Origin of the sequence: Arthrobacter sp. SD76, from assembly GCF_049726125.1 — a bacterium.
In the GTDB taxonomy this organism is placed as follows: domain Bacteria; phylum Actinomycetota; class Actinomycetes; order Actinomycetales; family Micrococcaceae; genus Arthrobacter; species Arthrobacter nitrophenolicus.
In genome coordinates this window covers 1098476-1110695 of record NZ_JBNBLR010000001.1, presented here as the reverse complement: position 1 = coordinate 1110695, position 12220 = coordinate 1098476, and the positions used below count along the sequence as shown (strand labels likewise).

General features: G+C 64.7%; 8 protein-coding genes and 2 pseudogenes. 6 read left to right on the top strand and 4 right to left on the bottom strand.

Features of this window, described 5'->3' with window-relative positions:
- Positions 1-49: 49 nt before the first annotated feature.
- The 3 genes and pseudogenes from ACPEE0_RS05550 to glmS all read right to left on the bottom strand — a co-directional run bounded on the left by ACPEE0_RS05550 (position 50) and on the right by glmS (position 3918).
- Positions 50-1643, bottom strand: a pseudogene (locus ACPEE0_RS05550) (NAD(P)H-hydrate dehydratase).
- A 31-nt stretch (positions 1644-1674) separates the two neighbouring features.
- Positions 1675-2022, bottom strand: coding sequence for a holo-ACP synthase (locus ACPEE0_RS05545; RefSeq protein WP_424574114.1), 348 nt, complete (start codon positions 2020-2022; stop codon positions 1675-1677).
- 4 nt (positions 2023-2026) lie between these two features.
- Positions 2027-3918: pseudogene (gene glmS, locus ACPEE0_RS05540) on the bottom strand (glutamine--fructose-6-phosphate transaminase (isomerizing)).
- Between the two features lie 110 nt (positions 3919-4028).
- Between glmS and coaA the strand changes: the two are divergent.
- From coaA to mscL, 3 genes are read left to right on the top strand one after another with little or no spacing between them, the layout of a single operon-like run.
- Entirely contained in the window at positions 4029-5024 is a 996-nt protein-coding gene (coaA, locus tag ACPEE0_RS05535) for a type I pantothenate kinase (RefSeq protein ID WP_424575244.1), read from the top strand.
- Positions 5025-5029: 5 nt separating this feature from the next.
- Entirely contained in the window at positions 5030-5887 is an 858-nt protein-coding gene (locus ACPEE0_RS05530; RefSeq protein WP_424574113.1) for a M15 family metallopeptidase, read from the top strand.
- Positions 5888-5910: 23 nt separating this feature from the next.
- Positions 5911-6315 (top strand): large conductance mechanosensitive channel protein MscL, encoded by a 405-nt coding sequence (mscL, locus tag ACPEE0_RS05525; protein WP_424574112.1) that lies wholly within the window; start codon positions 5911-5913, stop codon positions 6313-6315.
- Between the two features lie 61 nt (positions 6316-6376).
- On the opposite strand, the gene glmM is transcribed toward mscL, so the two are convergent.
- The gene (glmM, locus tag ACPEE0_RS05520) at positions 6377-7738 is read right to left on the bottom strand and encodes a phosphoglucosamine mutase (RefSeq protein WP_424574111.1); all 1362 of its coding nucleotides are present in this window, start codon (positions 7736-7738) and stop codon (positions 6377-6379) included.
- A 281-nt stretch (positions 7739-8019) separates the two neighbouring features.
- Between glmM and ACPEE0_RS05515 the strand changes: the two genes are divergently transcribed.
- From ACPEE0_RS05515 to ACPEE0_RS05505, 3 genes are all read left to right on the top strand, one after another.
- Complete coding sequence (locus ACPEE0_RS05515) at positions 8020-8958, top strand: acyltransferase family protein (protein ID WP_424574110.1); 939 nt, start codon at positions 8020-8022, stop codon at positions 8956-8958.
- A gap of 122 nt (positions 8959-9080) precedes the next feature.
- Positions 9081-10319: a glycosyltransferase gene (locus ACPEE0_RS05510; protein WP_424574109.1), complete on the top strand. Its 1239-nt coding sequence runs from the start codon at positions 9081-9083 to the stop codon at positions 10317-10319.
- A complete protein-coding gene (locus ACPEE0_RS05505) occupies positions 10316-12199 on the top strand; it encodes an ArnT family glycosyltransferase (protein ID WP_424574108.1) in 1884 nt (627 codons plus the stop codon). Before ACPEE0_RS05510 ends, ACPEE0_RS05505 begins: the two co-directional genes overlap by 4 nt.
- Positions 12200-12220: the final 21 nt, after the last annotated feature.

The following is a 12220-nucleotide window of genomic DNA, read 5'->3' as shown; positions in this document are numbered from 1 at the left end:
TAGGTCGGCAGCGGTACCAACCGCCCCCAGCTGCCGGTGCGAACTATGCCTACCGTAGCGGGTGGCTGTGACTTTTACGTTTCGGGCCACCCGGATTGCTAAGCATGCTGACTTTACCCCAGACGCCGGGAATCGCGCTGGCGATTACGCCAGCAGTGATCGGGCCTCCCGAGTTGGCGTCCGACGCCGCCCTCCCTGCTTTGCCGTGCAGGGCGGCTCCCAGCGCGGCAAGGGCAGCCCACCGGCCGTCACCGTCAACGGCGAGTTCGTTCAAATGTTCGACGCCGGGACCCGCCTGGGCGAGCAGCGCACCGATGACGCCGGCGAGGACGTCGCCGCTGCCGGCGGTGGCGAGCCAGGGTGTGCCGTCCGCCTGGCTGTAGGCGTCGCCGGAGGGTGCGGCCACCAGGGTGGAGGCGCCTTTGAGCAGGACGGTGGCGCCGGTGCGGGCGGCTGCGTTCCGGGCGGCTTCCAGTGTTGCCGCTTCGATGGCGGCGCGGTCTTCGGTTCCGCCAAGGCGCTGCAGCAGCGTGGCGAGCTCGCCGGCGTGCGGGGTGAGGACCACGTGCGGGGCGAGCCGGTCCGGAAGGGCCGGCAGGGCGCCGGCGTCGGCCACGGTGGGGAGTCCGGAGTCAAGGGCATCCCGGGCCCGCGCCAGCTGATCGTGGTCGTCGGGGCCCAGCCCGGAACCGACCAGCCACGCCTGCACCCGGTTCTCGGCCACCGAGCCGGTGCTGCACACCACTTCAGGGCAGGCCTGGCGCACCAGGTCCGCCACCTCGGGCGGGCCCAGGTACCGCACCATCCCCACGCCCGCGGCAAGCGCGCCACGGCAGGCCAGCACGGCGGCTCCGGGGTAGGTCGCGGATCCCGCCACGACACCCAGGACGCCGCGCGAGTATTTGTGGGCCCGCCGGGCGGGGCGGGGCAGGAGTCCGGCGATGTCCGCCGCTTCCAGCCGGCGCACGGAGGGGCGGGGAAAGTTGTCTTCGATGCCGATGGGCACCACGTGGAGCCGGCCGGCATAGTCCGCCCCGGGGTCGGCCAGCAGCCCGGTCTTGGCGGCTCCGAACGTGACGGTCAGGTCGGCCGTCAGCACGGGTTCCACAGCCGCGCCGGTATCGGCGTCCACGCCGCTGGGCAGGTCGCAGGCCACCACGAATCCGTGCCCGGCCTGCCGGCGTGCCTCCACAAGGGCCTTTACCAGGCCGGCAGCACTCCCCCCGCAGCCCGCCTTTGGCGCCCGTTCCCAGGATGGCGTCAATCACGACGTCGGCACGTGCGGTTTCCGCCGCCAGTTCGCCGGGTGCCGCGCCGGCGAGGTCATGGGTACGTCCGCCGGCGCGTTCAAAGGCGGCCAGGGCCTGCGGGTGTCCGGCCCCTGACGTGAGGACCGCCGTCGTACGCATCCCTCGGGCCGCGAGGAAGGCGGCGGCGTACAGCCCGTCACCGCCGTTGTTGCCCTTGCCGGCGAGCACCACCAGGCGCGCGCCGTAAATGCGGCGGCCGCGGGCACGGAGTTCGGTGATGATGGCGTTGGCAAGCCCGTGGGCGGCGCGCTGCATCAGGACGTCGCCCAGCCCGGCCGCCAGGAGGGGTTCCTCGGCGGCCCGGACCTGCGTTCCGGTGAAGGCGCTGATCATCCGGTCACCTGGGGCCGGGCGCGGGGCAGGATCAGCCCTCGGCCAGGACAGTGGCGGTGGCTATCCCGCCGTCGTGGCTGATGGAGAGGTGCCAGCGCTTGACGCCCTTGGCCTCGGCGACGGCCAGCACGGTGCCCTTGACCTGGACGGTGGGCCCGTTGTGGTCCAGGCCGATCCAGCAGTCCTGCCAGTTCATGCCGGCGGGCGCACCCAGGACCTTGGCCACGGCTTCCTTGGCGGCGAACCGGGCGGCCAGGGACCGGATGTTCAGTTCCCGCTCCGCGGGGACGAACAATCGGTCCCGGAGTGCCGGTGTGCGCTCCAGCTGGCGGCCGAACCGCTCGATGTCAACGACGTCTACCCCAATGCCTACGATCATGGCACTACTCTACGGTGACGCTCTTGGCCAGGTTGCGAGGCTGGTCCACGTCGTAGCCCTTGGCCGCGGCGAGTTCCGCGGCGAAGATCTGCAGCGGGACGGTGGTCAGCAGCGGCATCAGCAGGGTGGGCGTCTCCGGAACGTAGAAGACGTGCTCGGCGTAGGCCTTGACTGCCTCGTCGCCTTCCTCGGCGATGACCAGGGTGCGGGCGCCGCGGGCGCGGACTTCCTGGATGTTGGAGACCACCTTGGCGTGCAGCGAGTCGCGGCCGCGCGGGGACGGGACCACCACGAACACCGGCTGGCCCTCGTCGATCAGGGCGATGGGGCCGTGCTTGAGCTCGCCGGCGGCGAAGCCCTCGGCGTGGATGTAGGCGATTTCCTTCAGCTTCAACGCACCCTCGAGCGCCACCGGGTAGCCCACGTGCCGGCCGAGGAACAGCACGGACTTCTCGTTGGCCATGCTCCGGCAAGTTCACGCAGGGGTCCGGCGTTGTCCAGGATCTTCTGGATCTTCGCGGGGATCTTGTTCAGGTCTGCGAGGACGTCCTTGATCTGGCCCGAGAAGATGTTGCCGCGCAGCTGGGCCAGGTACAGGCCCAGCAGGTACGCGGCCGTGATCTGGGCCAGGAACGCCTTGGTGGAGGCGACGGCGATCTCCGGGCCGGCGTGCGTGTACAGCACGGCGTCGGACTCGCGCGGGATGGTGGAGCCGTTGGTGTTGCAGATGGAAATGGTCTTCGCACCCTGTTCCCGGGCGTAGCGGACGGCCATCAGCGTGTCCATGGTCTCGCCGGACTGGCTGATGGACACCACCAGGGTGTTCTCGTCCAGGATCGGGTCGCGGTAGCGGAACTCATGCGCCAGCTCCACCTCGGTGGGGATCCGGCACCAGTTCTCGATCGCGTACTTCGCCACCGTGCCCGCATACGCGGCGGTGCCGCAGGCCAGCACGATGATCTTGTTGACCTGCTTCAGGCGTTCAACATCGATCCGCAGCTCGTCAAGGGTCAGCTTGCCGTTGATGTCCGAGCGGCCCAGCAGGGTCTGCGCCACGGCGTCGGGCTGGTCATGGATTTCCTTCTCCATGAACGAGCTGAAACCGCCCTTTTCAGCAGAGGCCGGGTCCCAGTCCACGTGGTATTCCTTGCCCGCGGCCGGGTTGCCGTAAAAGTCCGTGATCTCCACCGTGTCCGCGGTGATCGTGACAATCTGGTCCTGGCCCAGCTCCACCGCGCGGCGGGTGTAGTCGATGAACCCGGACACGTCCGAGCCCAGGAAGTTCTCGCCCTCGCCCAGGCCGACCACCAGCGGTGAGTTGCGGCGCGCGGCCACCACCACGTCGGGCTGGTCAGCGTGCACGGCCAGGAGGGTGAAGGCCCCCTCAAGGCGCTGGCAGGCGAGCTCCATGGCCCGGGTCAGGCCGCCGTCGGACGTATTACCGCCCAGCTTGTTGCGGAAGATGTCCCCCAGCAGCGCGGCCGCCACCTCGGTGTCGGTCTCGGAGAGGAACTCCACACCCTTGTCCAGCAGCTCGAGCTTGAGCTCGGCGAAGTTCTCGATGATGCCGTTGTGGATCACGGCGAGCTTGCCGCCGTCGGCCAGGTGCGGGTGCGCGTTCCGGTCGGTCGGGCCGCCGTGCGTGGCCCAGCGGGTGTGGCCGATCCCGGTCACGGTCTCCGGCAGCGGCCGGGCCTCCAGCTCCGCGATCAGGTTGCTCAGCTTCCCGGACTTCTTCCGGAACTCGATGCTGCCCTGGGACACCACCGCCACCCCGGCGGAGTCGTAGCCCCGGTACTCCAGGCGGCGCAGCCCCTCCAGGACAACATCCAACGCGCTGTGACCGGCAATTACGCCGTCAACCCGACGGCCCACATATCCCACGATTCCACACATACGCTAAAGACTATCGGCTGGGAGCCGTAGCTTTAAAACGCGAGGCCAGGCCGCCAAGGACTCCTATGTTGCGGGCGGGCGGCGCTCCGTACATGTGCCTGCATTTCGCTATGTGCCGGGGGCGGGGCAGAATCACTAGCGTGACTTTGCAACGCAACGAGGCGAATGGAGAGGGTGTCTCCCCGTTCGTGGAGCTGGACCGGCAGACCTGGTCCAGGCTGGCAGCCCAGATGGAACAGCCTCTTAACGAGGAGGATATTGTCCGCCTGCGCGGCCTCGGCGATCCCCTGGACATGACCGAGATCCGCGAGGTCTACCTGCCCCTGTCCCGGCTGCTGCACCTGTATGTGGAGGCGGCGGGGCAATTGCACGCGGCCACCACCACGTTCCTGGGCGAGCAGACCCAGCGGACCCCGTTTGTGATCGGTGTGGCGGGGTCGGTGGCGGTAGGCAAGTCCACTATTGCCCGTGTGCTGCGGGAGATGCTGCGCCGCTGGCCCGGCACCCCCAACGTTGAGCTGATCACCACGGACGGGTTCCTGTATCCGCTGGCCGAGCTGAAGCGCCGGCAGCTGCTGGACCGGAAGGGCTTCCCGGAGTCCTATGACCGGCGCGCGCTGCTGCGGTTCGTGAGCGAGATCAAGGGCGGGGCCGAGGAGGTCCGGGCGCCCTGGTACTCGCACGTCACGTACGACATTGTGCCGGACAAGGAAGTGGTGGTCCGCCGGCCGGATGTGCTGATCGTGGAGGGCCTGAACGTGCTGGCCCCGGCGCGGCCGCGGCATGACGGCCGGCAGGGCCTGGCGCTGAGTGACTTCTTTGACTTCTCCATCTATGTGGATGCCAAGACGTCCCACATCGAGGAATGGTACGTGGACCGGTTCCGGAAGCTGCGGAGCACCGCGTTCGCGCAGCCGGAATCCTACTTCCACCGGTACGCCAGCCTGTCCGACGACGAGGCGGAGAGCACGGCCCGGGACATCTGGAAGCGGATCAACGAGCCCAACCTGGAGGAGAACGTCCTTCCCACCCGAGGCCGGGCGCAGCTGGTGCTCACCAAAGAGGCCGACCATACGGTCCGCCGCATGCTGCTCCGGAAGGTGTAGCACAGGTGTGCCACGACTGCTCCGCACCGGTGTCGAGCCGGCGGAGCTTTGCCCGCTTCCTCGCAGCGGGGGCCGGGCTGACTGTCCTGGCAGCCTGCTCGCCGGAGGCACCCAAGGCGGCGGCGCCGTCGTCGACTGCTCCTTCCGCCTCCTCCTCCCCTGTGTCACCTTCGCCGGTGGCCGCCACCGCAGCGCCCATTACGACGGCGGAGGCCGCCACGGTGCCTCCCGCGCCATCGCCCTCGGCAGCGTTGCCGCGGCAGTTCTCGCTGACGGACCCGGCGAGCCCGTGGCTGATCGTGAACAAGTACCGTCCGCTGGTCCCTGCAGACTATGCGCCGGCTGATCTGGTGAGCCCCGCCGTCGCGATGACCGCGTCCGGTGAGGCGTCGCTGCTGAACAGTACGACGGCGGCCGCCGCCGAGGCGATGTTCGCGGCTGCCGCGCGGGACGGCGTGGCCATGGTGCTGGCGAGCGGCTATCGGTCGTACGCCACGCAGGTGGCCACGTACAACAGCTATGTGGCGGCGCGGGGCCAGGCGGACGCCGACACCGCCAGCGCGCGCCCGGGCTATTCGGAGCACCAGACGGGGTGGGCGTTCGACATTGCGGACGGCACCGGGGCCTGCGGGTTCCAGCCTTGCTTCGCGGACCAGCCCGCGGCCGTGTGGGCCAAGGCGAACGGGCACCGGTTCGGGTTCGTGGTGCGCTACCCGTGGATGTTCCACCCCATCACGGGGTACTACTACGAGCCGTGGCACCTGCGGTACATCGGCGTCGAGGCGGCCACTGATATGGCTTCCAAGGGCATCTTCACGGTGGAGGAGTACTTCGGCGTGGAGGCGGCGCCGGGGTACCTGTAAGTCCATGCACTAGCGTGGAAGCCATGCTGACTGGATTCAAGAATTTCATCATGAAGGGCAACGTGGTTGACCTTGCCGTCGCCGTTGTCATCGGCACCGCCTTCGGGTCGGTTGTGACGGCGCTGGTGAACAAGGTGCTGATGCCCTTTGTCGCCGCGGTGGTCGGTTCGCCGAACTTTGACAGCTTCGCAAGGGTTGACCTCAACGGCAACGCCATCGAGTTCGGCGTCCTGCTGACGGCCATCGTCAATTTCCTGCTGATCTCGGCCGCCATCTACTTCGTGGTGGTCATGCCGATGAACCTGATGATCGAGCGCCGCAACCGGCGGCTGGGGATCGGCCAGGACGTGAAGAAGGAGTCGGCGGAGGACCCGCAGATTGCCCTGCTGACCGAGATCCGTGATGCGCTGAAGAGCCGGGCCTCCTGAGCTGCCAAACAAAAGTGGCCCGTCTCCTTGCGGAGGCGGGCCACGTTTTGTTTGCTGCCGTTTACTCGCTGACGAGTTCCAGCGCCAGTTCGGTGCGGACAACCTGGGCCAGGTGCTCGGCGATGGACTGGGCGGTTTCCTCGTCGCCGGCTTCCACCATGACGCGGACCACGGGCTCGGTGCCGGAGGGGCGGAGCAGGACGCGGCCGGTGTCGCCGAGGGTGGCCTCCGCGGTGGCGACGGCCTGCGCGAGGACCTCGCTGCTGCCTACGCGGGTGCGGTCCACGCCCCTGACATTGATGAGGACCTGCGGAAGCTTGGTCATCACGGTGGCCAGCTCCTTGAGCGGCTTTTTGGTCAGGGCAACTTGGGCGGCCAGCTGCAGGCCGGTGAGGAGTCCGTCGCCGGTGGTGGCGTAGTCGGAGAAGATGACGTGGCCGGACTGTTCGCCGCCGAGGTTGAAGCCACCCTCGCGCATGCCTTCGAGGACGTAGCGGTCCCCCACAGCCGTTTCGCGGATGCGGATGCCGGCCTCCCGCAGTGCAATTTTGAGACCTAGGTTGCTCATGACGGTGGCCACCAGGACGTCGTCCTTCAGCTTGCCTGAGTCTTTCAACGCGACGGCGAGGATGGCCATAATCTGGTCGCCGTCCACCTCGTTGCCCTCATGGTCCACGGCGAGGCAGCGGTCGGCGTCGCCGTCGTGGGCGATGCCGAGGTCGGCGCCGTGCTTCACTACGGCTTCCTTGAGCGGGCCGAGGTGGGTGGAGCCGACGCCGTCGTTGATGTTCAGCCCGTCCGGCTCCGCGCCGATGACGATGACGTTGGCGCCGGCGTCCTTGAAGACCTGCGGGGAGCAGCCGCTGGCGGCGCCGTGAGCGCAGTCCAGGACCACGGTGAGTCCGTTGAGGTTGTGCGGCAGCGTGCCCAGGAGGTGGACGATGTAGCGGTCCTCGGCGTCGGAGAAGCGCTGGATGCGTCCCACGTCGGCGCCGGTGGGACGGACGGCCTCGTTGGCCATCTGCGCCTCGATGGCGTCCTCCACGTCGTCGGGGAGTTTCTGGCCGCCGCGGGCGAAGAACTTGATGCCGTTGTCCGGTGCGGGGTTGTGCGAAGCGGAGATCATGACGCCGAAGTCGGCATTCAGGTCCGCCACCAGATAGGCCGCAGCCGGGGTGGGGAGGACCCCGGCGTCATAGACGTCGACGCCGGAGCTGGAGAGGCCGGCCTCCACCGCTGCGGCGATGAATTCTCCGCTGGCACGGGGGTCACGGGCCACCACGGCCCGGGGCCGGGAGCCGTTGGAGTTGCGGTCATGGCCGAGCACGACCGCGGCCGCCTGGGCCAGCTGCATGGCCAGCTCTGCTGTCAGCAGGCCGTTGGCCAGCCCCCGGACACCGTCAGTTCCAAATAATCTAGACACCGGTCAAGTCTAGAGGATGGGGGTGCCGGGGCTGCATCTGAAGCCTCGTCCGCACGAACTGAGCTTATCTTGAGCGTGGTCTGAGGGTTTCCGGATATGCTCACGCCAGCAAAAGCTGATTCATGACTAATTTGGGGGTTTCATGCCAGCTTCCGGCAGGCAATTAGCAAGCCTTACGGGGCTCCGTTTCTTTGCAGCCTTGGCGGTAGTCATGTATCACTTACATCTGTACTTCACGCCAATTGCCGAGAACTTGAATCTCTTCGCCTACGGCTACACAGGTGTCAGCTTCTTTTTTTATTCTCTCAGGTTTTGTGCTTTCTTGGTCTCACCGGGACGACGCTTCCCCGGGTACCTTCTACTGGCATCGGATAGCCCGAATCTGGCCTCTTCACCTGCTAACAACAGTTCTAGCTGTTTTCACTCCGACTCTTCCAAGATCTTCGGCACATGAATGGTGGACCGCCGCCTTTGTTCTGTCGTTGACTCAGGCGTGGGTTCCGGCCAGTCCCTTCTTGAACGCCTTCAATGGCGTTTCGTGGTCTTTGTCTTGCGAGGCGTTTTTCTACCTGGTGTTTCCGCTGTTGCACAAGCGGCTTGCAACCTCCGGTCTGGCCGCCCGAACAATCATCGTCGTCCCAACAGCGATGCTCCTACTAGCAATAAGCCTGACGTCCGTTTCATCAATGACTACGGCAGACTATCTTCTAGGAACTGCGCCACTGTACCGGCTTGGCGAATTCGTACTCGGGATATCTCTCGCCAGACTCATTAAGACTGGCTGTCATCTCCCTTTCGGCTCCCTGCAAGCAGCGATCCTTGTAGGCATCTCGCACGTCGGACTCCTTGTTTGGACTGGCCTCAACGGGCCTGTAGGGGTCCTGTTTGCCAACCTAATCATGGTCCCGGGTTTCCTTGCACTCATCTACGCTTGCACAAAGGCTGACCTCGCGGGTAGGTCCGGACTCCTTGGTTCCCAAGTATTGGTCCGGCTCGGTCAATGGTCCTATGCCCTATATCTAATCCATGAACTTGTGATCAGAGTCGCACGACCCTATGCCGATTTCACGGGTGAAGCAACTGTCCTCGCTGCTTTTGTCATCCTCATGTCTATTTCCTTGTCAGGACTGCTCCACGAGTTCGTAGAGAAGCCAGCCGAACGATGGCTGCGGCGACTTCGCCAAACATACACATGGCGGCGACAAGTACTACACCCGTAAACAGCGACACTTACTACCTTTCGAGTGGCCCCAGATACAGGACTACTTGGATTCTGTCCTCGAGTACCTGTCTTTGCTGGAAAGCCTCGCCATGCCTATTTCGCCACCCCTACGATCCATGCATGACACCTAGCTATGGGGGCTTGGCGCTCGAAATTGTAGTACCGGTCTACAACGAAGAAGCGGTACTCGAAAGAAGCATCACAAGGCTCGCCGAATATCTCACGCACGAAATGCCGTCGACGTGGAGAATCACCATCGCCGATAATGCAAGCACCGATCGGACTCCGGTGATTGCCGCTCGACTTAGCGAGCACATGCCGAACGTCAATTACCGCCGGCTTGAGGTCAAGGGCCGCGGGCTCGCCCTGAGAGATGCGTGGGGCGCTTCGGAGGCAAAAGTCCTGGCCTACCTGGACGTTGACCTGTCCACGGATCTGGCTGCCCTGCCGCCGTTGGTTGCACCTTTGCTTTCGGGGCATTCCGACATTTCCATTGGCACCCGGCTAGGCCAGAACTCGAGGGTAAGCCGCGGTCCAAAGCGCGAGTTCATCTCACGGTCCTACAATTTCCTGCTCCGCCGGACCATGCAGGTGCGTTTTTCCGACGCCCAGTGCGGCTTCAAAGCAATTCGGGCGGACGTAGCCAAACGGCTTCTCCCGCACGTGGAGGACGATGGCTGGTTTTTCGACACGGAGCTCCTGATTATCGCCGAACGGTCCGGACTCCGAATTCATGAAATTCCCGTGGATTGGATTGATGACCCCGATAGCCGGGTCAATATCAAACAAACCGCAATTGATGACCTGCGCGGCATGGTCCGGGTGGCCGGATCTTTAGTAAAAGGCGTGATCCCGGTCCAGGCCATTTATGCCGAACTCGGACGGCGGCCAATAGTGCCCGTCGACCGGCCGAGCTTCTTCGGGCAGGTTCTGCGCTTTGGCGTGGTGGGGGTCTTCTCCACATTGGCCTTCGCGCTGCTGTACCTGGTACTTCAGGGGCCCTTCGGAGCCCAGGAGGCCAACTTCCTCGCACTGCTCATGACTGCTGTTGGCAATACTGCCGCCAACCGGCGGTTCACCTTTGGCATCAGCGGCCCGGAGAAACTTTTCACCCAGCAGTTCCAGGGACTCATAGTATTCATGCTGGCGTGGTGCATTACGTCTTCTTCGTTGGTGGTCCTGCACGCTGCCAACCCCGACGCCGCGCCAAACATGGAACTGCTGACGCTGACAGCTGCCAACATCCTCGCCACGTTGATGAGGTTCATTCTCCTGCGCCTCTGGGTCTTCCGGGTACGGCGTAGTGGTGAGCGGGCTGCGGTTCGCGCGCTGCGCCCCGCTGGGGAGTCTGTGCGGTGAGTGTTGCCGAGGCTAGCCGGGCGGCGGCTCCTGCCCACCAGCCCTCTGCCGGCCGGGCAGTTCCTTGGGAAAAGATCGGTTTAGCCGTCCTGCTCACAGCAACAGCAGCATCATTCCTGGTGGGGCTGGACCGCAACGGCTGGGCAAACCCCTACTACTCAGCCGCCGCACAGGCCGGATCACAGGACTGGAAAGCGTTCTTCTACGGCTCCCTCGACGCCGGAAACCTCATCACAGTCGACAAGCCGCCACTGAGCATCTGGATCATGTCCCTCTCAGTCCGGCTTTTCGGGTTGAACTCCTGGGCCATCCTCGTTCCCCAAGCCCTCATGGGCGTGGCCACCACCTGGCTGATCTACAAAATCATCCGGCGCAGCCACCCCGCCGCGCCGGCACTCCTCGGCGGACTCATCTACGCAACCACTCCCGTCGTAGTCCTCATGTCCCGCTACAACAACCCCGAACCGCTCATGGGGCTGCTGACCGTCACCGCCGTCTACTTCGTCGTCCGGGCCATCGAAGACAACCGCTGGACCTGGTACCTGCTCAGCGGCACCGCCCTCGGCCTAGCCTTCATGGCCAAACAAATCCAAGCCTTCATCCCCATCCCAGCCCTCATCCTCGCCGTCCTGCTCCTGGGCGCAGGGACACTGGCATCCAGGCTCCTTCGCCTCCTGGGCTCACTCACCGCCCTCATCATCAGCGGCGGCTGGTGGATGGCAATCGTCGAACTCACCCCACCGGCAAACCGCCCCTACATCGGCGGATCAGCAACAAACAGCATCCTCGAACTCACCCTCGACTACAACGGACTCGCCCGGTTCCTGCGTTTCACGGCTGACCCGCAAACTGGAAAGGCAACTGCAATACAGGACCCTGCCGTTGACTATGACGGGGGCTTCGGCAGGCTGTTCAACGCGAACTTCGCACCCGAAGGCGCTTGGCTTCTTTTCACGGGGTTGCTGTGCTCACTTGCGCTTATATCACTTGCTGGCAGATCAGCACAAACGCGAAAAGCCAACGCATTACTGGTCGTGGGCGTCACCTGGCTCCTCACCGCCTATGCAGTTCTCAGCTTCATGGGGACGATGACGCACACGTACTACGTCTTCTCGCTGGCAGCACCCATTGCCGCCGTCGTGGCTATGGGGATTCACCTGCTGTGGTCGGAGAGGCAGCGGCTTGTCCCGAGATTAATTGGTGCCATTCTGATCGCCGGAACCATATACGTAGCCGCCAGGATCTTTCAATACAGCAACGCTTGGGGTGTTTGGCCTTTAGTAACGACATGTGTGGGCGCATTGGCGGTGGTTGGCTGGATGCTGGCCAGAACACGACAACAAAGCGTCGCTACTCTGGCCCTGGTGTCCTTTGCTTTGATGCTGGGCCCCTTGGGCGCAGATGCAGTCACGCTGTCCATGAATCACGCGGGCACGAATCCACTGTCCGGCCCGGTTGGGAACAATCCACAAACGCTGTCTGCGCACTTGACTGCGGCCAGACAGGGTGATCCGCCGCTGGCCAGACACCTGGGTTTCGGCGTAGAACCTTCTCCGGTCGTTACGTCACTTCTTCAGGATACGTCTGCGGCGACATGGGCAGCAGCAACCTATACAGCCCAAAACGCCGCTCAATACCAGCTTGCGTCTGGCCGACCAGTCATTGCGCTGGGAGGTTGGCTGGGCGACGACCCGGCACCTAGTCTGGAGCAGTTCAAAGCCCTTGTACATAAGAACCGCATTGCCTACTTCATTTGGCAACAGCCGGTCGTAGACGGTGTACCGCTGGGCGACAATACTCGTGCGATCACGGTCTGGGTCCACGAAAACTTCGAGGGGGAGATGGTGGATGGGGTCAGGATCTACAACCTTAGGAAGTAGCAAGGCAGAAGCACTGAATCA